Source organism: Streptomyces sp. ICBB 8177, from assembly GCF_003144095.1.
Taxonomy (GTDB): Bacteria; Actinomycetota; Actinomycetes; order Streptomycetales; family Streptomycetaceae; genus Streptantibioticus_D.
Genome location: NZ_NSKH01000018.1, coordinates 834,911 through 857,362 on the forward strand (window position 1 = coordinate 834,911; position 22,452 = coordinate 857,362).

Consider the following 22,452-nt stretch of genomic DNA (forward strand, 5'->3'; position numbering starts at 1 on the left):
GGGAGCCGGGGCGGCCGCGGACTCGGACGACGGAACGCGCCGCGGCGCACCACACTCGCGCACGCCAGGAACCCCAGCACCGAAGGGCCCGGCAGGTCCGGGCGGGTGCCCAGAGCCGAGCCGGCCAGCAGCAGGTTGAGCGGGTCGGGTTCGCCGTCCGGGCCGACCCGCGTCTCGGCGGCCAGCAGCCCCAGGCGCGGGTGGGCGTCGAAGGCCCGGGCCGCCGCGGTGAGCGCGCCCGGCTGCCACCACGAGTCGTCGTCACTGAACGCCACATAGGGCGTGTCCAGCGCCTCCGCCCCCGCGTTGCGGGCCACCGCGCCCTCGTTGCGCGGTAGACGCAGGACGCGGACCTCGGGGTGGGCGGTGCGCAACGCCGCGGTCGTGCCGTCGCCGGAGGCGTTGTCGCAGACCACGATCCGGGGGCGTTCCGGCAGTGCGCGCAGGCGGCCCACGGTGGCGACGACGCAATCGCGGCGGTTATGCGTGATGACGACGATGCCGACGCGGCCGCCCGCGCCGCCTTTCGACTCCGCGTGCTCTCCGGCCGTCACCTGGGCACCTCCGTTGGCTCGTCGTCGCGACGGTTCGCGTACGCGCGCGCCTCCCGAACGGCCCGCAGCACCTCCTCCACCGTGACGCGCGAGAGCCGTTCGTCCAGGCTCTCGCCGTGCGCGTCGCCGGGGCGCGCCGCGCCGTGCGGGTCGCCGTGCCACACCGCGCGGTGGCGTGGGTGGCCGGGCGGACCCCACAACAGGGGTGACACCGGGCCGAAGAGCACGACCGACGGAGCGCCGAGCGCCGTGGCGAGATGGGGCAGGCCGGTGTCCCCGGCCACCACGCACCGGGCCGATGCCACGAGTGCGGCCAGGTCGGCGAACGGCACGTCCGCGTGGCGCAGGCATGAGCCGGTCGGCGCGGGGAACCCGGAGGCGTCCGGACCTCCCGCGCGGGGACGCCCGGCAGGCGCCCGTCGGGTGCTCGACGCCGACCACGGAGGATGAGCGATGCCCACCAGCGACAGCGGCAACCCCGTCAGCGACACCCTGGACGAGTACGCGGGCGAGTCGGGGCACCCGGTGGCCCACTACGCGGCGCTCATGGCCGTGTACGCCACCGCCGTGGGTGGTGTGACCGCCGTGGTCCGTGCCAAGCGGCTGCCGGTGCCCCAGCCGGGCCCGTGGGACGTCCTGCTGTGCGCGGGCGCCACGCACCGGCTCTCCCGGCTGCTGTCCAAGGACCCGGTCACCAGCCCGCTGCGCGCGCCGTTCACCCGTTTCGAGGGCACCAGCGGCCCCTCGGAGCTCGCCGAGGACGTCCGGGGATCCGGGCTGCGCAAGGCGCTCGGCGAGCTGGTGACCTGCCCGTTCTGCGTCGGGCTGTGGGTCGCCACGGCGCTGTCCGCAGGGCTCGTCCTCGCACCCCGGGTGACCCGGCTCGCGGCGGCCACCCTCACCGCCGACGCCGCCTCCGACCTGCTGCACTTCGTCCGCGTACGGCTCCAGCACGCGGCGGGGGAGTGACCGACGCGCTGCCGATGCCATCGAACCCCCGGCCGGGGGAGTCGGCTCGCGCTTCGGGGGTACCCGCCTGGTGTCGTCGGGAGAAGCCGGTGGCACGGGAAGTGGTGACAGAGGATGACAGAGGGTCACACGGTCGGCACCATGCCGGAGAGCAACGACGTCGTCCTCCTGCTGCGAAAACAGCACGGCCAGATCCGCGACCTGCTCGACCAGGTGGCCGACGGACCGGCCGACCGCCGCCGTGAGTCCTTCGAACGGCTCACCCACCTGCTGGTCGTCCACGAGACCGCCGAGCAGGAGATCGACCACACGTACCTGCGGCGCTCCGGCGGCGACGGGGAGCGGGTGGCGGCGCGCCGGACGGCCGAGGAGGACGACGCCACACGTGCGCTCGACGCACTGGTGGCCATGGATCCGGACGACGCCGGATTCGCGGAACGGTTCCGGGCTCTGCGCCGTGACCTGCTGGACCACGCGGCGGCCGAGGAGGACGAGGAGTTCCCCCTGCTCCACGACATGGCGGGCCCGGCCGCGTTGCAAGCCATGGCCAAGGCCACCCGGGCGGCCGAGATGCTCGCCCCGACCCGGCCGCACCCGGGACTGGACTCCGTCCCGAAGAAGGCGGCTGCCGGCCCTCTGGCCGGTCTGGCCGACCGTACCCGGGACGCTGTCCGCGCGGTGAGGGAACACCTGCCGTGACGCGCCGGGCGCCGCCGAGGCGCTCCGGCCGATGTGACCGTCCCGCCGACGCGGGGCGGCGAAGGAGAGAGAGGACATGGGAGACCTGGCAGGACGTGGCAAGACCGTCGAGACCCCGCGTGAGTCCGACCCGCGGCAGACCCTCGTCGCACGTGTCGGAGCGGCCCGCGTGCCGTCGATCGACTGGTCGGCCGCCACCGAGAAGGGCGAGCCGAACATCGTCCGCGGCGAGAACTGACGGCGAGCGCACCCTGGCCGCTCACGACACCAGGAGATCGGGAGGACGCCATGACGACGCACGGCCGTGACAAGACGGGTCCGGTGCGGGACGACGAGGTCAAGAAGGAGATGGCGAACCAGCTGCGCGCGTCCAGGCAGACCCGCGTGGAGGAGCCGTACGAGCTCCAGCCCTCCGGAGAGGACCAGCCGTCCGCAGACACCTCTCCCGAAGCACAGCGCACCGGCGGGACACCGCGTGGCATCACCCCCGAAGGCGTCGAGACGCGCTCCAGTCTGGCCCGCTCCCTCGGCAGGGCCGCCTTCCCCGCGGACCGTGCCGGGATCGTGGCGAGGCTGCGCGACGGTCACGCCGACGACCGGTTGATCCGGCTGGCGGAGACCCTGCCGGGCGACAAGGAGTACGACAACGTGCAGAGCGTCTCCCGCGACCTGGGCCTGGGCGCGGAGAAGCCCGGCACCTGAGGCCGGACCGCGGCGCGTCACACGGACCGCGAGCCTGGCAGGGCCCGCGGAAGCCGCTCTGACGCGGGGCACCGGCCCGAAGGAGAGCCATGACCGAACGAGACCGCTCCCACGTGGGACCGGAAGAAGGCATCGCCGTCCCCGAGGACACCTCCATGCGCCCCGGTGCGACTCCGCCCGCCGAGTCGGGGGTCTCGGGCCTGGGCGCCCCGGAACGCGAGGCGCTCCGCAGAGGCTGGGCGGGTGTGCCGCTGACACTGATCTGGATCGTCGTGGTGTTCGTCGTCGCGGTGCTCGTGGCGATGGCGGTGGTGCTTGCCGTCACGTGAACACGTCTGCCATGGGCGGCAGTTGAACGGCCCGCCGCCCAGAACCGGCGAGCCGAGTTCGGGACGGGCTGCCGAGCCCGTCCCGCACTCAACCTCCCCGCCGCGGGCTCGTCGAGCCCGCGGCGGGGAGTCTCTTGGAACTGTCGCGACAACCGTCACGCCGCGGAGCGAGGCCGCGGCGTCACACCGTGGCGGGAAAGCGGTCCCACACGCGGTGCAGAGCCAGCAACTCCTTCACCTGGCGCAGCACGGCGTCGGCGCCCTCGGCCGTGACCACCCCCGGCGCCTCGACCGGGATGCCGGCCGCCCGCAGCGCCTCCACACCGTCGCCCCACGCGCCGAGCGCCTTGCCGTGGCGGAACGCCTCCGACAGCATCAGGCTGATCCGCGGGTCGATCCGGCCCGCCCCCAGCGCGTGCCCGGCCTTCGCGTCGCGCGCCCCGTGGGCGTCACTTCCCGGCGCGACGGAACCGCTCAGCAGCACCGTGTCGAACTCCACCGACCGTGCGGCGGCGAACGTGCGCTGCACGGTGACCGCGTCGTCGCCGTCGCCGAGTTCGCCGCCGACCGGCGCGATCACCAGCGGCACCATGTCCGCCTCCAGCACGGCGTCGCGCAGCGAACGGATCGCGGCCAGGTCGCTGTCGGGACCGGCCACGATGCCCACGATCCGCCCGTCCAGCGGCCAGCTCCGACCGATCTGGGAGAGCGCGGGGCTCGGCTCGACGGACGCGAGCGCCTCGCTCGCCTCGGGCGCCGGGAGACCCAGTCCCGCGGCGACCTCCTCGCACAGCTGGGTGTCGATGTTGGCCAGCACCCGCAGGGCGCGCTCCTTGATCGCCTGCTCGTAGCACTTGCTCAGCTCGAAGGTGTACGCGGCGATGATGTGTTCCCGCTCCGGCGGGGTCATGCTGAGCCAGAAGCGGCGCGCCTGGCTGAAGTGGTCCGCGAACGAGGCCGGCGCCTTGCGGGTCTTCGTCGCGGCGGGGATCTCCACCGGCGCCTCGACGTACGCCCCGGTGGCGGCGCCGGCCTGGAACGGGCAGCCGCCGTCGAGGGAGTTGGGCCGGTACGGTGCCACACCGCGGTGCACGGCGGTCTGGTGCATCCCGTCGCGCAGCATGTCGTTGACCGGCGCGTGCGTACGGTTGATCGGGATCTGGGCGAAGTTCGGCCCGCCCAGGCGGCTGATCTGCGTGTCGAGGTAGGAGAACAGGCGTCCGGTCAGCAGCGGGTCGTCGGTGATGTCGATGCCGGGGACGAGATGGCCGGGGTGGAAGGCGACCTGCTCCGTCTCGGCGAAGTAGTTCGACGGGTTGGCGTTCAGCGTCAGCAGGCCGATGGGCTGCACCGGCGCCAGCTCCTCGGGCACGATGTTCGTCGGGTCGAGCAGGTCGATGCCCTCGAACGTCTGGTCCGGGGTGTCGGGGAAGGTCTGGATCCCGAGCTCCCACTGCGGGTACGCGCCCGCCTCGATCGCGTCGGCCAGGTCACGGCGGTGGAAGTCGGGATCCATGCCGTTGATGATCTGCGCCTCCTCCCACACCAGGGAGTGCACGCCCAGCTTCGGCTTCCAGTGGAACTTCACCAGCGTCGTGGCGCCCTCGGCGTCGACGAGCCGGAAGGTGTGGATGCCGAAGCCCTCCATCATGCGGTACGAGCGCGGGATGCCACGGTCCGACATGTTCCACAAGGTGTGGTGGGTGGCCTCGGTGTGCAGGGTCACGAAGTCCCAGAACGTGTCGTGCGCGCTCTGCGCCTGGGGGATCTCGCGGTCCGGGTGCGGCTTGCCTGCGTGGATGATGTCGGGGAACTTGATGGCGTCCTGGATGAAGAAGACCGGGATGTTGTTGCCGACCAGGTCGAAGACGCCCTCGCTGGTGTAGAACTTCGTGGCGAACCCGCGGGTGTCCCGCACGGTGTCCGACGAACCACGGGACCCCAGCACGGTGGAGAACCGCACGAACACCGGCGTGCGCACGTCCTTGCCCAGGAACGCCGCCTTGGTGACGTTGGAGGCCGTGCCGTATCCGACGAAGACGCCGTGCGCGGCCGCACCGCGGGCGTGGACGACCCGCTCGGGGATGCGCTCGTGGTCGAAATGGGTGATCTTCTCCCGCAGATGGTGATCCTGCAACAGCACCGGACCGCGTTCACCGGCCTTGAGGGAGTGGTCGGTGTCGTACAGCCGCGCGCCCTGCGCGGTGGTGAGGTATTCGCCGCTCTGGGCCACGTCGGCCTGGTCCGCGCCGGTCTCCTGCCCGGTCGGGCTGAGCGTGTCCGGGCCGCTCTGGTCCGGCTTCGGCGGCAGGGGGCCCGTCGGCTCGGTCGGCTCCTCCACCGTCGCAGTGCCCGGCGAGGGCCTGCCCGGGACTCCCTCCGGGGGCCCGGCGTCACCGCGCAGCTTGCCGGCGACGGCTTCCGCCGCGGCCTTGACCGGGTTGGAGTCGTTCATGAGTGATCTCCTCCTGTGTAGGACAGCAACGCCAACATGGGTCTCCGCGCTCGGCGGGTCCAAACGGGAAAGGGCCAACGTCACTCAGGCGGGCCACCACCGGGCAGGTGGCTGCCCGAACCCCACCGGGTCGCCGAGTCCGCGGCACCCCTCACCGGCCGCCCGTCACGGCGCGGTTACGCGGACTTCTGCGAGGCGGCGGCATCAGGCCGCAGGTCGTCGAGGCCGAGCGGGTGTGCGGGGGGATCGGGGAGGATCACCTGGCGCTCCGTGCGCAGGTCGGCGTCCACGTGGAGGAGTTCGCCGGCCCGCATGGGGGACCAGTGGGGGTTGTCGTCCATGGGCTCGCTGGCCACGACGACGGAGGGGTGGCCGGTCAGGTGGGCCGAGTGCACGCGCAGGTGGCCGTCGCTGCCGCTGTGGTCCAGGTGGCGACCGCCGTGCGGGCCGCCGGCGCGGCGCTCCAGCACGTACAGGCCGTGAGTGTCCGGGTAGCGCAGGGCCCACAGCTGGTCGGCACTGACGAGGACCAGGTTCAGGGCGTAGACGGGCAGGTTCTCGGCGATCCAGCCGGCGGCCTGCCGGATGCCCGCGCCGACGTCGCCGCCGTTCCTGCGGATCTCCCGGGTGATCAGCGCGAAGAACCGCTCCGAGTCGGTGTCACCCCGCACCAGCGACCGGTCCTGGTCCAGGTGCCGGTCGAGTGCGTCGATCCCCTCGATGACCCCGTTGTGCGCGAAGAGCCGTCCGTCCTGCGCGAAGGGGTGGGTGTTGCGCAGGTCCAGGCTGCCGGTGGAGGCGAAGCGCACGTGGGCGATGAAGGTCGTCGACTCCTCCTGCCTGGCCTCCTCGGCGAAGGCCCGGTCCTCGTAGGCCGCGATGGGGGCCTTCTCGACGCGCGGGACGCCGTCGGCGCCGAAGTAGCCAAGGCCGGTGCCGTCCGGGTCGCGGTGGCTCTGCCGGCTGAGGCTGTCCGGCGCGTCCAGCAGCCAGAACGTGGCGCGGGCGCGCCGCGGGGCGCAGCTGAGACCGAACAGACGGCACATGGGTTTCCTCCTCGGGACGCGGGCCGCGCCGGACGGGCGGCCGTGTGCGGGGCCGCTCAGGGTGCGGATCGGGCCGTGCGGTCGCCCGGGGTCCCGAGCGGCCTCTTCTCCGTGGCGCACGGCGCCGTGCCTTCCCGTCTGCCCGTACGTTCCGCTTCGACGCCTTCGCCGATCCGGCCCTGTCGCGACGCCCGGCAGCGGCCGCGACGGCGACGCAGGCCCGCTCGCCCTCACTCGCCCGTCACGGCGCGCTCCGCCGCGCTTCGCTCCACGCAGAACTCGTTGCCTTCGGGGTCGGCCAGGACCGCCCAGCCGGTGCCGTCCGGGGCACGGTGGTCGGCGAGCAGAACGGCGCCCAGGCCGAGGAGGCGGTCGACCTCGGCCTCGCGAGGCAGGTCCGTGGGCTGGAGGTCGAGGTGGAGGCGGTTCTTCACGGTCTTGCCCTCGGCGACGGGAAGGAAGAGCAGGTTGGCCTGCGAGGGGTCGGCCGGGTCGGCCAGCAGGTATTCGGGGGACTCCGGCGTGCCGTCGTTGACGACCGCGCGGCCCGTGACGCCTGCCCAGAACGCGGCGAGGGCGGCGGGGTCGCCGCAGTCGAACGTGATGCTGCGGACGCGTGCGGTCATCGTGGTTCCTCCCCAAGGCCATCGCTTCTGACGCGACGTCAACGTTCCGGCCAGTCAAGCGCATGACCCCCCGGAACCCTGAGACGGCCCGTACGCCGGAATGACCACGCCGCTCTCCCGATGGCTACCAGAGTCTGATCCGACAACGGGCACACAGAGTGATCCCGGGGTCCCCGGCTTGCGGATACGTTCGTGACCGTTCCCCCCGACGATCACGAGGACGGACGGATGTACGGCAAGGCATCGGCTCCGGAGTACCAGGGCGCCCTGCGGGCGCGGCTGTCGGTGAACTCCTCCTACGAGGAGGTGCTCGCCCAGGCGGCCGAGGAACAGCGGCGCTCGGTCCTCGAGTACGCGCGCGCCGGCCTCGCCGTGGCCGAGGCACACCGCCGGCTCGGCCACGCGGAGGCAGCCGAACTCGCCTGGCGTGACAGTTACCGGGCCGCCGCCCGCGCCGGGGACAGCGGGGCGATGGCCTGGGCCCTGTGGAGCGGCGGCACGCTGGCCCGTCAGCGCGGCCGGCTGGCGTTGGCACGGCGCTGGCTGTCGGCCGCCGCGGCGTGCGCGGAGACCGGCGGGGACCGGGTGGCCCGCGGCTACGCGTTGGCCGGTCTCGCGGAGACGGGCCGTATCCAGGGCGACTACGCCGCCGTCGCCGAACTGCACGAGCGCCTGCTGGCCGAGGCGCGCGAACACGGTGAGCCGCGGCACGCCGTGTGGGCGCTGGAGGGCATCGCGCAGATGCGGCGCAACACCGGCGACCACGACGCCGCCCTTGCGCTGTTCGAGGAGGCCGCCGACATCGCGGAACGGGCCGACGACGCGCGCGGCCGGGCCTGGGCGTTGCGTGGCATGGCGGACGTGCTGTCGGTGCGGGGCGAGCCGGACCGGGCGCTGGAGCTGCTGAGCGAGGCCGAGGAGACCTGCCGTGCGATGCGGCTGGACAGCGCCCTCGCGTACAACCACAAGATGCGCGGCAACGTGCTGTTCCGGGCCGGACGCCACCGGGAGGCACAGGAGACCTACGAGGGCGCCCTCGCCGAGTTCCGGTCGATCGGCGAGCCGCGTGGTGAGGCTCTGGCGCGCCTCGGCCTGGTCAAGTCCCGCGCGATGCTGGGTACTTGCCCTGCGGACCGCACGGCGGCCGAACTCGACGAGCTGGACGACACGTTCCAGCGCATCGGCCTCCGGCACGCCCGCGAGATGGTGCGGCAGTTCCGTGCCGGACGCGGCCTCCCCAGCAGGGCCGACCGGTACGGCGGTTGACGCGTCGGACCGGTCTCCGCTCGGGCGAGGAGGCCGGGTGACCTCGCGCCGTCATCCGTCCGCGGTGTGCTGTCACTCCTCCAGGGCCTGCGCCATGCGGTCGAAGTCCTCGAGGAGCCCGGCCAGACGGTGAGGAGCGATGGCGCGGGTCATCCGGGCCTCGATGGCATAGACGGCCTCCTGCGCCGCTTCCAGCACCCGGCGGCCTTCCGTGGTGAGCCTCGTGGGGCGGGCACGGCCCGACTCGACGGTCTCCGGGCGGCCGATGAGTCCGGTGGTCTCCAAGCCGCGCATGACCACGTTCATGGACTGCCGTGTGACGAAGGTGGCGCGGGCCAGGTCGGCGTTGGACATGCCGGGGCGCGCGGCGAGCACTTCGAGACACGCGTACTGCGGCACGGTCAGGCCGTGCTCCCGCAGGGCCTTGTCCATGGCGCCGCGCAGCGCGGCGTGGGCGCGTTTGAGCCGGTAGCCCACGTGGGAGAGCACATCGTCGTCGGCCGGGTGCGGTGTGGCCACGGGTGGTCCGCCTTCCATGTCAGTACTTTGACATCCGAGTGGTGGTGTCCTAGTGTCGATTATGTCAAAGTCCTGACATTGAATCCAGGTGAAAGAGGTTTCCCATGTCCGTGAGCGTCGACGGTCCCGACTTCGTGGCCCTTCAGGTACGTGATGTGGAAGCCGCCGCGCGGTTCTGCGAAGAACACCTCGGCCTCGTCCGCACCCCCGCCTCGCCCCCGGGCGCGGTCGTGTTCGACACCAAGCCCTGCCCGCTCGCGGTCCGCGAGCCCCTGCCGGACACCGACCTGGACGCCGGCCGTGCGGGTCTCGGAGTCGCCCTGTGGTTCTCCACCCCTGACGCGCAGGCGCTCCACGAGCAACTCGTGGCGGGCGGCGTCGAGATCCTCACGCCCATCAGCGACAGCCCCTTCGGGCCGGTGTTCTCCTTCACCGGTCCCGAGGGCTACGTCCTGACCGCCCACGAAGGCTGACCATGCCCATCGCCTCCTTCGCCCCCGAGGGGCCCTTCTCCCTGGCGTCGTCCATCGGGTTCCTCGAGGGCTTCACCCCGGCCTCGTACGACCGCCCGGCCGACGGCGTGCTGCGGCTCGCCTTCCCCGCCGACGACGGCCGCGGTGTCATCGGGTGCGCGGTCGCTCAGGAGGAGGCGGTGGGCACCTCGCCCGGGACCGTGTCGGCGCGGTTCACCCTCCACAGGGACGGCCGTACGGTCCGGGCCGCCGAGGGCACCGCGACGCACGCCGCGGTGCGCGACCAGATCGCCCGCATCCTGTCCCTGGACGTCGACGCCACCGGCTTCCCCGCCCTGGCCGCCACCGATCCGGTGGTCGCCGGGCTCCAGGCCGACTACCCCGGGATGCGCCCCGTCTGCTTCCACTCGCCCTACGAGGCGGCGGCGTGGGCTGTCATCGGCCACCGCGTGCGCAGGAGCCAGGCCGCCGCCGTCAAAGCCCGGCTCGCCCGTGACCACGGTCAGGCCGTCGACGTCGCCGGACAGCGGCTGTACGCCTTCCCCACCCCCGAGGTCCTGCGCGGCCTCGGTCACGTCGATGGCCTGACCGGCACCAAGACCGAGCGTCTGCGCGCGATCGCGGAGGCGGCCCTCGACGGGCGACTCGACGCCGCCGCACTCCGTGCCCAGCCCGCCGAATTCGCCCTCACCGACCTCAGGGAGCTGCCCGGCATCGGCCCGTTCTCCGCCGAACTCGTCCTCATCCGGGGCGCGGGGCACCCCGACGTCTTCCCGGCCGCCGAGCCGCGGGTCCACCAGGCCGTGGCCGCCGAGTACGGCCTCGACGCGGACGCCGCAGACGATCCGGCCCGCCTCGCGCGGATCGCCGACGCGTGGCGTCCCTACCGCAGTTGGGTCGCCACGCTGCTGCGCGTCCGCGCCCAGGACCGGGCGACGGGGCGCGGGTAGCCGGGCAGCCGTGCACCGTCCCCACTTCCGCACGGGAAGCGGGGACGGGGCGCGAGGGCCGCGGGCGTCAGTTCACGTACACCGACGGGCCGCCCGACTGCGAGGTGTCGGAGACCGGGCCGTAAGTGGCCGAGAAATAGGCGCTGGAGAAGCAGAGGCTGGAACCGGACGTCTTGGTGAAGTGCTGGTTGGCGAACGAGATCGTCTGCGCCGAATTGCTGGCGGCGCCGGTGAGCGCGCCTCCGCTGTAGACGCACGTGGTGGTGCCGAGGAGGGTGTTGAGGACCACCGTGGTCTGGATGGAGCCGGAGGCCGGCGACACGGTCACGGGATCGCCGCTGGCGTCGCTGACGGAGGTGTTGAACGGCAGTCCGTTGACCGTGATGCTCTTGACTCCCGTGACACCGACGACGTTGGAGGTGCAGGAGCCGAAGGTCTGGCCGGTCAGCGACTCGGTGGCGGTCCCCGGCGCGGCCGGGTTGGTCGAGACGGTCGCGGTGAACTGCGAGGAGGAGCAGCTGACACCGCTGGTGCCGCTGGTGCTGGAGTAGAACGTGGCCTTGGTGCCCGACTCCAGCGGCGCGACCAGCGAGTCGCCGACCGCGACGGCGCTTCCGCCGGCGCTGCCGTAGGTCAGCACGCTGGACGCGGCGGCGGGCCGCGCGGTGGCCGCGAGGGAGGGAGCGGCGCCGGCCAGGGCGAGGGAGAGCGCGGCGACGGTGGCCGCGAGGCAGGTTGAGGTGCGCATGAGGGTCCTCGATTCGGGTGTCCGCGCGGGGGCGGAGTGAGGTGGTGACCGGGACCGGAACCATCACCTGGCCGACGAGAGCGCATGCATGGCGGCGCCGGCCGTCGTGTCCGGAGGGGGTGCACACGTGCAGCGAGGGAATCGTGCGGTGGGCCGGCGGTGCGGGAGTCGGCCGGTGGGAAAGGGTTCCGCCGGGCCGACGGGCGGAGTGTGAACGGAACGCCGCCCTCCGCGCGCCGGGTCAACGGGTGCGCTGTGCGGAAGGGACCGCCCGCGGCGCGACGTGGCGCACGGTGGTGCCGTCGCGAACCGCGAAGGTCCGGCCCGGGGCCGCCGAGGGCGTGGTGGGGAGCGGCTTCGGCGGTTGTGCGAGCCGACGTGCGGAGACTGACTGGTGGAGCGGTCGCCGTGCCCGAGCGCGGCGCCACGTGCCCGGGCACGGTGGCTCCAGGACCTTCGTGCCGACGGCTGCCACCATCGGATGTACACACGAACGCAACGGTCCCGAAACAATGGAAAACCTGCGAGAGTTGTAAACCTGACGGGTACTCAGCGTCAACCCCCCTTACGGAAGGGCGCAGATGAACGAACTCGTGGGGGACCCGCAGCCGGTGGTGTTGCCCGGCACCCGTACCGGCCGCGAGCCGGACCGCTCCATTCGCCGCGGCCCCAGGAGCACGACGCCGGAGGCCGTCGCGGCCAACCAGCGCGACCGGCTCTTCGACGGCCTGGTGCGCACGGTCGCCGACAAGGGCTATCCACACGCGCGGGTCAGCGACATCTGCCGGGCCGCCGGCGTGACCCGCCCTGTCTTCTACGACTTGTTCGCCGGCAAGGAGGACGCGTTCCTGGCCGCCTACCGGCACGGCACCGACCTGCTGCTCGCCACGATGGGCACCGCGTTCGCGGGGACGGCGCACTGGCCGTCCGCGGTGCGCGACACGATGGGCGCCATGCTGGCGCTGCTCGCCGACGCCCCGCGGTTCGCGGTCGCGGCCATCGTGGAGATCGACGCGCTGGGTGCGGCGGGCCGGCAGGCGCGGAAGCGGCTCGTGGCCCGCCTGCACCGTTTCTTCACACCGGCCCCCGGCCTGCCCGCCGGTGTGCCGGTCGAGCAGGTCGTGACCGGCGTGATCGGCGGCGCCTACTCGGCGCTGTACCGCGAGGTGGACGAGGGGCGCGCCCAGCAACTGCCCCAGCTGCTGCCGACCATGTGCTACCTCGTCCTCGCGCCTTTCCTCGGTCCGCAAGCCGCGGCCGACGAGGCGGAGAAAGCGCTCTCAACCCGTTGCGCGGCCCTGTCCTGCGCGAACGCCGCCCGGCGTGCCGAACCCGGCGAGCCCGTCAACATCCCTTCTTCACAAGTGGGTTGACCGCGCACTTACCTCTGGGTAACACTGCGATCGCCGCCCGCGTACGAGTGGTGCGCCTCGGTCCTCCTCTGCCAGGGACTCCAGGACCAAGTCCTCACCCGTTCGCGCACGCTGTCCGCGCCAGGGCAACGCACGGAACGGCTGTCCCACGACACGCCACACCTGGAGTTCCCATGGCCTCGAAGAGCGTCCCACCCACCACCGCCCGCGTCGGCAGAGTCCGCCTGCGGCGGGCAGCGATCATGGCGGGCCCCGCCGCCGCGGCGGCGGCCGTCCTGGTGGTGCTCACCGCCCAGGGTGCGATCGCCGCGCAGTTCTCGATCTCCGGCATACCGTTCACCGTCACCGCAAAACAGCTCCAGGGCAACGGCTTCGAGCAGTACGGCGGCCTCGACAACATGGCCGACGGCAGCCCGAACGCCGGGGACACCGGCGGCCAGGAAGTCGTCGTGGTCTCCGCGATCAAGGACGCGACACTCACCGACCTGTGCCAGAGCGTCAATCTCGGCGGCATCAACATGGTCATCCGGGCGGGCACCGGCAGCACCCCGGTGTCCGCGCACGACCTGGTCACCGACTCCTCCGTGATCAGCGGCGACGCCGGATTCAAGAACATCGAGATCGGCGGCGACGCGAGCACCTTCACCAAGGGCGACTCCAAAGGCCCCTCCGGCGACTTCGGTCAGCAGGCCGACACCGTGACCATCGACAACCTGCGGCAGACCAACTACGCCACGACGGCCGCCACCTTCAAACTGCCCGGCCTCCACCTGAGCTTCAAGAACAACGGCTGCTGACCCATGACCGACCCGGACCAGGCCCTCGTTCCCGACCCCGCCGCCCAGGCCGACGAGACCGCCGCACCCGAACAGCCCCGGGTGCGCCGGTGGCGGGCCTGGCGCGGCCGGCGGCCGTTCGCCGGCGGCGTGCTGGTCACGCTGGCGGGAGCCGAGATCCTCGCCACGGAGAAGGCGTCCTTCGGCGTGATCGTGCACATCGGCATGCAGGGCCTGAGCGGCTACCTGATCCCCGTGGTCATGGTGGTCTGCGGCTTGCTGCTCCTGTTCAACCCGGCCCAGCGGCTCTTCTACTCGATCCTGTCCGTGCTGCTGACGCTGGGCAGTTGGGTCACCTCGAACCTCGGCGGCTTCTTCGTCGGCCTGTTGCTCGGCCTGCTCGGCAGCTGTCTGTCCTTCGGCTGGCTGCCGGACCAGGCCCCGCGCCGCAGACGGTGGCGCCGCCGCGCGCCGAGTACGCCGTGAGGGCGTGGGGCGCGTCGCCGCCGAGAGCGAGGCGCCCCACGGGCCCGGCCTCCGCCATGTGACGCGCGTCGCCCCGGCCCCCGAATCCCGGCCGGCCCCGTTCGTGCGGCGCGTCACCGCCCGCGTCCTCCTCGCGGACGACGCGGTGGCCCTCTCCGCCCCGGATCCCGGGAGCGATCACGGTGGTGATCGCCGGTGCCGTATCCCGCGGCCGACAGCCCGGACCGCGGTGTCCCGGACGCCTTGCGCGCCCCGTAGACCTGCCGTCGCTCCCGTACGCGGTGCGCGGCCGCGCGCCCGCCTGCCGGCGAGCGGCGTCCGCCCCGGCGGGTGGGCCGCGCGGGGTATCCTTCGCGTGACCAGTTCTGTTGTCCTATGACAACGAAACTGGTGCGGTTGTTCCACCAACCACTGTCCGCCCGGCCGGGTCGGGCGGTCGCGACTGGGCCGGGGCCCGCGTAGCGGAAGAGACTGGGAAATGGCTGAGACGACGGTCGACGGCGCGTCGAGAGCGGAGCGGGGCAGATCCCGTTCCTCCGCGGGCAAGGTGGGCGAGCCGCAACTGCGCCAGCTGCTGGCCGGGCTGACGGCCGTGCGTGACGGCGACTTCGGCACCAGGCTCCCGGAGGGCGCGGACGGGCTGCTGGGCGAGATCGCCACCGTCTTCAACGGGATGGCCGACCAGCTGTCGCTGTTCACCTCCGAAGTCACCCGCGTCGCCCGGGAGGTGGGCAGCGAGGGACGGCTCGGCGGTCAGGCCGAGGTGCCGGGGGTCTCCGGCACGTGGAAGGACCTGACGGACTCGGTCAACGCCATGGCCGGCAACCTGACCACGCAGGTGCGCGACATCGCCCAGGTGGCGACGGCCGTGGCCAAGGGCGACCTGTCGCAGAAGATCGACGTCGACGCGCAGGGCGAGATCCTCGAACTGAAGAACACCGTCAACACGATGGTCGACCAGCTCTCGTCGTTCGCCGACGAAGTGACCCGCATGGCGCGCGAGGTCGGCAGCGAGGGCCGGCTCGGCGGCCAGGCGCAGGTCCCGGGCGTCGCCGGCGTCTGGCGCGAGCTGACCGACTCCGTCAACTTCATGGCCGGGAACCTCACCGACCAGGTGCGCAACATCGCCCAGGTGACGACCGCGGTGGCGAAGGGCGACCTGTCGCAGAAGATCACGGTGAACGCCCGTGGTGAGATCCTTGAGTTGAAGAACACCATCAACACGATGGTGGACCAGCTCTCCTCGTTCGCCGACGAGGTCACGCGCATGGCCCGCGAGGTCGGCACCGAAGGGATACTGGGCGGCCAGGCCGACGTGAAGGGGGTCTCCGGCACCTGGCGGGACCTGACGGACTCGGTCAACTTCATGGCGGGGAACCTCACCGCGCAGGTGCGGTCCATCGCCCAGGTCGCCACGGCCGTGGCGAAGGGCGACCTGTCGCAGAAGATCACGGTGAACGCCCGTGGTGAGATCCTTGAGTTGAAGAACACCATCAACACGATGGTGGACCAGCTCTCCTCGTTCGCCGACGAGGTCACGCGCGTCGCCCGCGAGGTCGGCACCGAGGGACGGCTCGGCGGCCAGGCCGACGTCAAGGGCATCTCCGGCACGTGGAAGAACCTCACCGAGTCGGTCAACGTCATGGCCGACAACCTCACCGACCAGGTGCGGTCCATCGCCGAGGTGACCACGGCGGTCGCCAAGGGCGACCTGTCGCAGAAGATCCGCGTCGACGCCCGTGGTGAGATCCTGGAGCTGAAGGAGACCATCAACACGATGGTGGACCAGCTCTCCTCGTTCGCCGACGAGGTCACGCGCGTCGCCCGCGAGGTCGGCACCGAGGGCAACCTCGGAGGCCAGGCCACCGTGCGCGGGGTCTCGGGGACCTGGAAGGACCTCACCGACAACGTCAACGTGATGGCCTCCAACCTCACCGGCCAGGTGCGGTCCATCGCCCAGGTGGCCACCGCGGTCGCCCGCGGCGACCTGTCGCAGAAGATCACGGTGGAGGCCAAGGGGGAGGTCGCGGCCCTGGCCGACGTCATCAACACCATGGTCGACACCCTGTCCGCGTTCGCCGACGAGGTGACCCGGGTGGCGCGCGAGGTCGGCACCGAGGGCATCCTGGGCGGCCAGGCCAGGGTTCCCAACGTCGCCGGTACGTGGAAGGACCTGACCGACAACGTCAACTCCATGGCCAACAACCTCACCGGCCAGGTGCGCAACATCGCCCAGGTGACCACCGCCGTGGCCAACGGCGACCTCACCCGCAAGATCGACGTCGACGCGCGCGGCGAGATCCTTGAGCTGAAGACCACCATCAACACGATGGTCGACCAGCTCTCGTCGTTCGCCGCCGAGGTGACCCGGGTGGCCCGCGAGGTGGGCAGCGAGGGACGGCTGGGCGGCCAGGCCGAGGTCGAAGGGGTCTCGGGCACCTGGAAGAGGCTCACGGAGAACGTCAACGAGCTGGCCGGCAACCTGACCCGCCAGGTGCGGGCCATCGCCGAGGTGACCAGCGCGGTCGCCGAGGGCGACCTGACCCGCTCCATCACGGTCGAGGCGTCCGGAGAGGTCGCCGACCTCAAGAACAACATCAACGCCATGGTGGGATCGCTGCGCGAGACCACCCGGGCCAACCAGGAGCAGGACTGGCTGAAGTCCAACCTCGCCCGCATCTCCGGGATGATGCAGGGCCACCGCGACCTGACGCTGGTGGCCGGCCTGATCATGCAGGAACTCACCCCGCTCGTGACGGCCCAGTACGGTGCCTTCTACCTCGCCGACGAGAGCTGCGACCAGCCGGAACTGGTGCAGATCGGCTCGTACGGGAGCCCGGAGCGCACGAGCGACGGACACGGCAAGCGGTTCGAGTTCGGGCAGTCCCTCGTCGGGCAGGCCGCGGTCAGCCATCGGACGATCATGGTCGACGACGTGCCACCGGGTTACGCGACCATCTCCTCCGGGTTCGGCGAGAGCGATCCGGTGAACCTCGTCGTGCTGCCCATAGTGGTCGAGGAACAGGTGCTCAGCGTCATCGAGCTGGCCTCCCTGCACCACTTCACCCCGGTGCAGCGCGACTTCCTCGAACAGCTGCGGGAGACCATCGGCGTCAACCTCAACACCATCGTCGCCAACGCCCGCACCGACGAGCTCCTCCAGGAGTCCCAGCGCCTCACCAGCGAACTCCAGGCCCGGTCACAGGAGTTGCAGATCCGCCAGGAGGAACTGCAGCAGTCCAACGCGGAACTGGAGGAGAAGGCCGCGCTGCTGGTCACCCAGAACCGCGACATCGAGACCAAGAACCTGGAGATCGAGCAGGCCCGCCAGGAACTGGAGACGCGGGCGCAGCAGCTGTCCCTCGCCTCCAAGTACAAGTCGGAGTTCCTGGCCAACATGAGCCACGAACTGCGCACACCGCTCAACAGCCTGCTGATCCTCGCCCAGTTGCTGGCGCAGAACCCGACCCGCAACCTCACCCAGAAGCAGGTCGAGTACGCGGGCATCATCCACTCGGCGGGCTCCGACCTGCTGCAGCTCATCAACGACATCCTCGACCTGTCCAAGGTCGAGGCCGGCAAGATGGATATCAGCCCCGAGCGCGTTCCGCTGAGGAGGCTGCTGGAGTACGTCGAGGCCACGTTCCGGCCGATGACCAGCCAGAAGGGCCTCGCCTTCCAGATCAGCACCGCCCCAGGGGTGGCCCCCACCCTCCTCACCGACGACTCGCGACTGCGCCAGGTACTGCGCAATCTGCTGTCCAACGCGGTGAAGTTCACCGAGACGGGCAGCGTGGAACTGCGCATCGAACCCGCGGAACCCCACGAACTGCCCGCCTCCGTGCACCGTTACGGCCCCGCCATCGCCCTGCGCGTCGCGGACACCGGCATCGGCATCCCCCAACAGCAACTCGAGTCGATCTTCGGGGCGTTCCAGCAGGCCGACGGGACCACGAGCCGCAAGTACGGCGGCACGGGCCTGGGGCTGTCCATCAGCCGTGAGATCGCCTACCTGCTCGGCGGCTCGATCTCCGTGGAGAGCACGCCCGGAAGCGGCAGTACCTTCAGCCTCTACCTGCCGGTCACCCGCCCGGACTTCGAGGAACTCCTCGACGGGCCGAGCGGCTCCGACGCGTGCGCCGACGACGGCTCCGCGCCACCGCAGGCCGCCCCGGCACCCGCCGAGCCCGTGCCCCCGCAGCAGCGGCGCCTGCTCGTGCTGGAGGAGCGCCCGCGCGGTCTGCTGTCGATGGTGGCCGAGAGCGCGGTCGCCGACCTCGTCGACAGCCGCGACCTCGCCGCCTCCCTCGGCGGCATCGACGTGGTGACCGCCGCCGACGCCCATGAGGCCGCGACCGCCCTGGCCGCGAAACCCTGCCACTGCGTGGTGCTGGACCTCGACCTGGCCGACGGAGGGGCGCTGCGGTTCATCGCCGCGATGGACGCCGACCCCGCCCTGCGCGACGTGCCGGTCCTCGCCCACAACAACCGGCGCCTCGGCACGGGACAGGAGGAACGGCTGCTGGCGCGTGAATCGGGACGGCCGTTCGAACTCCTCTCCAGTCTGGACGAGTTGCGCGAACGGATCGCCCTGCACCTGTCCGCGGACCGGCCCGGGGACGTGCTCCCGCTGGTCCTGCCGGACAACCGCCCGGCCGTGACCGACGGCGCCGCCATCGAGCCTCTGCTGGCCGGCCGCACCGCCCTGGTGGTGGACGACGACGCCCGCAACCTCTACGCGCTCACCGGCATACTCGAACTGCACGGCATGCGCGTGCTGCACGCCGAGAACGGTCGAGCGGGCATCGCCGCGCTGCTCGCCAACCCCGGCGTCGACGTCGTGCTCATGGACGTGATGATGCCCGAGATGGACGGCTACGCGGCGACGGCGGCGATACGTGAGATGCCCCAGTACGCCGAGCTTCCCATCATCGCGGTGACCGCCAAGGCCATGCCAGGCGACCAGGAGAAGAGCATGGCCTCGGGCGCGAGCGACCACGTCACCAAGCCCGTCGACGCCAACGATCTCGTCGCGTGTCTCAGCCGTTGGCTGAGCCGGTAGAGCCGGGACCGCAGACCGAGACGCCCGAACGGCCTGGTTCCGCCCCCTGGAGCGGAAGCCGGCCTCGGACCGAGGAGCGCAGTGAGCAGCGACCAGTGGCCCGCCGCACCCGTCGACGCGACGGACACGGCCCACACACCGGGGGCGGCCGACACGGCGGCGACTGCGGCCTCGGACGACCCGTCCGCCAGGCAACTGGGCCGCCTGGCCGCCACCGTGGCACGGCTGCGCGAGGAGGTCGAGCAGGCTCACGCCGCCGCCGACGGCCGGGCACTCGTCGAAATGGCCCGAGGAGTCCTGGTCGAGCGCCTGAGGTTCGGCCCAACCCAGGCGGCCAAGCACCTCGCCGAACTCGCCCGCGCCGCCGACGTGACGGAACTGGAACTCGCCGCCGACATCGTCAGCCACGCCGCCCAGGACCGGCTCACCGACGCGGCCCGCGACTTCCTCGACCGCGTCGCCCACGCCACCCCCGCGGACACGGCCGAACCACCACCGGTGGGCGGCGCCGACGCCACGGTGCGCCTGCGCACCGCCGAAAGCGGAGTCCTGGCGGCAGGCGACACGCAGACCGTCGCCGAATCGCTTCTCGAACACGCCCTCAAGCCCTTGGACGCCACCGCGGTCGCGGTGTGGGCAGCCGGCCCGGGCACCTCGCTGCGACTGGCAGGGCACGCGGGATTCCGGCCCGACGAGGCCGACCAGTGGCACTACGTCCCACCCGGCGTCGCCACCCCCGCCCGCCAGGCGCTCCTCACCCGCCGCTCCATGTGGTACCCCGCGTGGACCGAGAGCGAACTGCCGTCCATCGGCGGCCGGGGCGGACCCCACGGCAGCCGGATGGCCGTACCCGCCAGTACCGAGGGACGCATCCAAGGTGTACTCGAGGTGGCCTGGCCGCGGAGGCAGCCCCCGTTGTCGCCACAGATACGCCGGCAGATCGAGGCCCTGGCCGAACTCGTCGGACACACCCTGGAGTCGCTGCCGCACACCGCCGCGCAGTGGCCGCAGGCGGGTGCCGGCACGTTGAACGAGTTGATCGCACTGGCCGACGGACTACGCGATCCGGTCCTGCTGCTCCGCCCCCACTTCGGCCCCGACGGCACCCTCACCGACTTCCGCATCCACCACGTCAACCCCCGGTTCAACGACCCGGCCGGCCGTTCCGCCGCGGCGGTCACGGGTGCGCTGCTCCTGGAGGCGTATCCCATGGTGGCGGGGGAGGGCGGCCTGCTGGAGATGATCGAGCACGTGCACGCCACCGGTGAACCCTTCCGTGCCACGGCAATGGACTTCACCGCGCTCGTCGGACAGGTCCCCGTCACCGGCCCGGTCGACATCAGCATCAGCCGCCACGGCGACGCGGTGCTCTTCGTGTGGCGCGTCGAGGACGAGGCGGCCCGGCTCGCCCGCCTGCTCCAGCACGCCCAACGACTCGGCCGCATCGGCGCGTTCGAGGAGAACTTCCTGACCAACGAAGTCACCTGGAACAGCCAGCTGTTCGACCTCTTCGGGTTGCCGGACGACGCCGCACCGACCCGCCTGGAACAGGTCGCCACCCATGCCCACGGCGACGACGCGGCCCCCCTGGGCAGGTTCCTGCGCACCGTGCTGCACCACCGCAGGCCCGCCACGGCCGCGTTCCGCCTGCTGCGGCCGGACGGGGTCATCCGCCACATGCGGATCGTGGCGGAACCGGTGCTCGACGGCGCGGGCCACCTGGGCGGCGTCCGAGGCGCCTACCAGGACATCTCGGCCCAGCACTGGACCGAGGTGGCCCTCGCCGCCACCCGCGACCAACTCGCCCTGAGCGAGCAGCAGACCGCCGAGAGCAACCGCCTCGCCCGCCAGCTGCAACACGCGATCATGCCGCCCACCCACGGCCCGATCGACGCCCCCGGACTCGAGATCGCGGTGCGCTACCGCCCCGCGGAGGACGACAGCCTCGTCGGCGGTGACTGGTACGACGCCATCGTGCTGCCGTCGCAACAGGTACTGCTGTCCGTCGGCGACGTCGCCGGACACGGCATCTCGGCGGCCACCGGCATGGTCGCCCTGCGCAACGCCCTGCGCGGCCTGGCCACCACCGGCGCGGGCCCCGCACAGCTGCTGACCTGGCTCAACCTCGTCGCCCACCACCTGACCCAACGCGTCACCGCCACGGCCATCTGCGCCCTGTACGACCCCGAGACGCACATCCTGCGGTGGGCCCGCGCAGGGCACCTGCCCCCGCTGCTGATCCGGGCCGGCGAACCCACCACCGTCCCGTCCCCCGACGGCCTCCTGCTCGGCGCGGTCAGCGAAGCCGTCTACGAGGAGGGGCAGGTGCGACTGGAGCACGGGGACGTCCTGCTCATGTACACCGACGGCCTGATCGAACGGCGCGACCGTTCCCTCCAGGAGAGCCTGGACCAGCTCCTGGCCACCGTACGACGCCCGGCGCAGGCGCTGGACCAGCGCCTCGACCAGATGCTCACCCACAGCAGCGCCGACACCGACGACGACACCTGCGTCATCGGAATCCACCTGCGCACTCCGGCGGCCTGACCACGTGGACGGGGCCCGGGCACCGTCATCCCGGATCACCTTGAGACGTGTTCGCCCTGAGCCGACGCCGTCGTGTCCAGGGCGTCGGCGCGGCAGGATGCCCGTGTGAACCCGACCTTCGTTCTCGTGCACAGTCCCTCAGTGGGCCCTTCGACCTGGCGACCCGTGGCCGACCACCTGACGTCGATGGGCCATCAGGTCCGCATACCGTCGCTGCTGAGCATAGGCGACGGCAGCACGCCCCCCTTCTGGCCCCGGGTCGTGAGCGCGGTCCGCGACGACCTCGCGGAGGTCCCCGCCGACACCCCTCTCGCGCTCGTCGTGCACAGCAACGCGGGCCTGTTCCTCCCCGCGATCCGTTCCGGGATCGCGCACCCCGTGCTCGCCTCCGTCCTCGTGGACGCCGCGCTGCCGGCCCGTACCGGGGCGACCCCTGTCGCATCGGGGGAGTTGCTCGAATTCCTGCGCCCGATGGCCGTGGACGGCAGGCTGCCCCGCTGGACCGACTGGTGGGACGAGGTAGACGTCGCGCCCATGTTCGACGACCCCGTGACGCGGGAGACGGTCACGACCGAACAGCCCAGGCTCCCGCTGTCCTACTACGAGCAACTCGTCCCGGTCCCCGACGGGTGGGAGGACCACCCCTGCTCGTATCTGCTGTTCGGCCCCCCGTACGACGAGTACGCCGCCGAGGCCCGCGAACGCGGCTGGCGCGTCGCGCACCTGCCGGGCGAGCACCTGCACCAGATCGTCGACCCCGCTGGCACGGCACGGCACATCGTCGAACTCGCCACCACACCGTGAGCCACCTCGACGGACGTGGCCCTGCGTCCAGGAGCGTCCCTGCCCGGTGAGGATGAACCACCTGCGCG

19 protein-coding genes and 2 pseudogenes are annotated in these 22,452 nt (G+C 72.0%); 14 read left to right on the forward strand and 7 right to left on the reverse strand.

The genetic code is table 11. The features are described 5' to 3' along the window. Positions 1–32 precede the first annotated feature (32 nt). Both CK485_RS12130 and CK485_RS12135 read right to left on the reverse strand, forming a co-directional pair. Positions 33–554: pseudogene (locus tag CK485_RS12130) on the reverse strand (glycosyltransferase family 2 protein); the annotation flags it as partial. Next, positions 551–886, reverse strand: a pseudogene (locus CK485_RS12135) (glycosyltransferase family 9 protein); the annotation flags it as partial. The pseudogenes CK485_RS12135 and CK485_RS12130, both read right to left, overlap by 4 nt. Positions 887–1,007: 121 nt before the next feature. Here CK485_RS12135 and CK485_RS12140 point away from each other — a divergent pair. The 5 genes from CK485_RS12140 to CK485_RS12155 all read left to right on the forward strand — a co-directional run bounded on the left by CK485_RS12140 (position 1,008) and on the right by CK485_RS12155 (position 3,253). After that, on the forward strand, positions 1,008–1,523 hold the full coding sequence (locus CK485_RS12140) for a DUF1360 domain-containing protein (protein ID WP_109449848.1): 516 nt from the start codon (positions 1,008–1,010) through the stop codon (positions 1,521–1,523). A 114-nt stretch (positions 1,524–1,637) separates the two neighbouring features. Continuing rightward, on the forward strand, positions 1,638–2,222 hold the full coding sequence (locus CK485_RS12145) for a hemerythrin domain-containing protein (RefSeq protein WP_109449850.1): 585 nt from the start codon (positions 1,638–1,640) through the stop codon (positions 2,220–2,222). Positions 2,223–2,298: 76 nt separating this feature from the next. Then, positions 2,299–2,460 (forward strand): hypothetical protein, encoded by a 162-nt coding sequence (locus CK485_RS28760; RefSeq protein WP_158288208.1) that lies wholly within the window; start codon positions 2,299–2,301, stop codon positions 2,458–2,460. Between the two features lie 50 nt (positions 2,461–2,510). Next, a complete protein-coding gene (locus CK485_RS12150; RefSeq protein ID WP_109449852.1) occupies positions 2,511–2,924 on the forward strand; it encodes a DUF2795 domain-containing protein in 414 nt (137 codons plus the stop codon). Positions 2,925–3,013: 89 nt separating this feature from the next. After that, on the forward strand, positions 3,014–3,253 hold the full coding sequence (locus CK485_RS12155) for a DUF6480 family protein (RefSeq protein ID WP_109449854.1): 240 nt from the start codon (positions 3,014–3,016) through the stop codon (positions 3,251–3,253). A 181-nt stretch (positions 3,254–3,434) separates the two neighbouring features. Here CK485_RS12155 and CK485_RS12160 read toward each other — a convergent pair whose 3' ends face one another. The 3 genes from CK485_RS12160 to CK485_RS28485 all read right to left on the reverse strand — a co-directional run bounded on the left by CK485_RS12160 (position 3,435) and on the right by CK485_RS28485 (position 7,380). Then, positions 3,435–5,708, reverse strand: a complete 2,274-nt coding sequence (locus tag CK485_RS12160; protein ID WP_109449856.1) for a catalase — start codon at positions 5,706–5,708, stop codon at positions 3,435–3,437. Between the two features lie 176 nt (positions 5,709–5,884). Next, positions 5,885–6,754: a class II glutamine amidotransferase gene (locus CK485_RS12165; RefSeq protein WP_109449858.1), complete on the reverse strand. Its 870-nt coding sequence runs from the start codon at positions 6,752–6,754 to the stop codon at positions 5,885–5,887. Positions 6,755–6,984: 230 nt separating this feature from the next. After that, positions 6,985–7,380, reverse strand: a complete 396-nt coding sequence (locus tag CK485_RS28485; protein ID WP_146214528.1) for a VOC family protein — start codon at positions 7,378–7,380, stop codon at positions 6,985–6,987. 228 nt (positions 7,381–7,608) lie between these two features. Here CK485_RS28485 and CK485_RS12175 point away from each other — a divergent pair, with 228 nt between their 5' ends. After that, positions 7,609–8,646: a tetratricopeptide repeat protein gene (locus CK485_RS12175; protein ID WP_109449861.1), complete on the forward strand. Its 1,038-nt coding sequence runs from the start codon at positions 7,609–7,611 to the stop codon at positions 8,644–8,646. A 72-nt stretch (positions 8,647–8,718) separates the two neighbouring features. On the opposite strand, the gene CK485_RS12180 is transcribed toward CK485_RS12175, so the two are convergent. Continuing rightward, positions 8,719–9,165, reverse strand: a complete 447-nt coding sequence (locus CK485_RS12180; protein WP_241968304.1) for a MarR family transcriptional regulator — start codon at positions 9,163–9,165, stop codon at positions 8,719–8,721. Between the two features lie 104 nt (positions 9,166–9,269). Between CK485_RS12180 and CK485_RS12185 the strand changes: the two genes are divergently transcribed. Next, the gene (locus CK485_RS12185) at positions 9,270–9,638 is read left to right on the forward strand and encodes a VOC family protein (RefSeq protein ID WP_109449865.1); all 369 of its coding nucleotides are present in this window, start codon (positions 9,270–9,272) and stop codon (positions 9,636–9,638) included. Positions 9,639–9,640: 2 nt separating this feature from the next. Continuing rightward, positions 9,641–10,588, forward strand: coding sequence for a DNA-3-methyladenine glycosylase (locus CK485_RS12190; RefSeq protein ID WP_109449867.1), 948 nt, complete (start codon positions 9,641–9,643; stop codon positions 10,586–10,588). A 67-nt stretch (positions 10,589–10,655) separates the two neighbouring features. Here CK485_RS12190 and CK485_RS12195 read toward each other — a convergent pair whose 3' ends face one another. Further along, complete coding sequence (locus CK485_RS12195; RefSeq protein ID WP_109449869.1) at positions 10,656–11,336, reverse strand: Tat pathway signal sequence domain protein; 681 nt, start codon at positions 11,334–11,336, stop codon at positions 10,656–10,658. Positions 11,337–11,917: 581 nt separating this feature from the next. Here CK485_RS12195 and CK485_RS12200 point away from each other — a divergent pair. The 6 genes from CK485_RS12200 (at position 11,918) to CK485_RS12225 (ending at position 22,384) form a co-directional block, all read left to right on the forward strand. Continuing rightward, positions 11,918–12,709, forward strand: coding sequence for a TetR/AcrR family transcriptional regulator (locus tag CK485_RS12200; RefSeq protein WP_109449871.1), 792 nt, complete (start codon positions 11,918–11,920; stop codon positions 12,707–12,709). 173 nt (positions 12,710–12,882) lie between these two features. Next, positions 12,883–13,506 (forward strand): DUF6230 family protein, encoded by a 624-nt coding sequence (locus CK485_RS12205; RefSeq protein WP_109449873.1) that lies wholly within the window; start codon positions 12,883–12,885, stop codon positions 13,504–13,506. Between the two features lie 3 nt (positions 13,507–13,509). Beyond that, a complete protein-coding gene (locus tag CK485_RS12210) occupies positions 13,510–13,971 on the forward strand; it encodes a DUF6114 domain-containing protein (RefSeq protein WP_241968305.1) in 462 nt (153 codons plus the stop codon). Positions 13,972–14,449: 478 nt separating this feature from the next. Then, a complete protein-coding gene (locus CK485_RS12215) occupies positions 14,450–19,033 on the forward strand; it encodes a HAMP domain-containing protein (protein ID WP_109449875.1) in 4,584 nt (1,527 codons plus the stop codon). A gap of 81 nt (positions 19,034–19,114) precedes the next feature. Further along, positions 19,115–21,580 carry a SpoIIE family protein phosphatase gene (locus tag CK485_RS12220; RefSeq protein WP_109449877.1) on the forward strand — a complete coding sequence of 822 codons (2,466 nt, stop codon included), beginning with the start codon at positions 19,115–19,117 and terminating at the stop codon, positions 21,578–21,580. A 141-nt stretch (positions 21,581–21,721) separates the two neighbouring features. After that, complete coding sequence (locus CK485_RS12225; RefSeq protein ID WP_241968306.1) at positions 21,722–22,384, forward strand: alpha/beta hydrolase; 663 nt, start codon at positions 21,722–21,724, stop codon at positions 22,382–22,384. The last annotated feature ends 68 nt before the right edge of the window (positions 22,385–22,452 follow it).